Here is a 567-nt window from a genome sequence, read left to right on the forward strand (position 1 = left end):
GCAGCGTCGATGCCACCCAGGACGCGCTGGCGGCCATGCAGGCGGGCGACCTCGACGTAACTGTGTTCCAGGACGCGGCCGGCCAGGGCGCCGGCGCTCTCGATGCGGCGCTCAAGCTCTCCAAGGGCGAGAAGGTCGAGCACAAGGTCTACGTGCCCTTCCAGCTGGTGACACCAGCCAACATCGACAAGTTCCTGAAGAAGAACTGAGCCGCCAGCGGTTCGATACGGAGCGGCGCTCTCGATCAAGACAGCGCCGCTCCCCTCTCTCCCTCAGCGCCGGCACGGCGCGAGGGCGACCGCGGCTGATGGAGGACAGAATACGTGGCACAGACATCTCATGGCGTCGGCGGCGTCGGTTATGATGCGAAGAAGCGCACATGGCCGGCCGAGTTCAATGTTTTTCTGGCACTGGTCATTCTCGTCGTCATCTTCGAACTGATCGGCCGCATCTTTCTCGGCGACAGCTTTCTGTTCAACACACGCAGCGATGTCGGCGGCATCTTCAACGAAGCGCGCCTGCAGATCATCATCCTGCAGGTGTCGATCGTCGGCATCATCGCCATCG

Annotated in this window: 2 pseudogenes; both read left to right on the forward strand. The window is 62.6% G+C overall.

What is annotated here, in order from left to right:
• Nucleotides 1-209 (forward strand): annotated as a pseudogene (locus EN991_RS39010) (rhizopine-binding protein); the annotation flags it as partial.
• Nucleotides 210-323: 114 nt separating this feature from the next.
• A pseudogene (locus EN991_RS39015) lies at nt 324-567 on the forward strand (ABC transporter permease); the annotation flags it as partial.

Source organism: Mesorhizobium sp. M7A.F.Ca.US.005.03.2.1, assembly GCF_003997795.1.
GTDB lineage: Bacteria > Pseudomonadota > Alphaproteobacteria > Rhizobiales > Rhizobiaceae > Mesorhizobium > Mesorhizobium ciceri.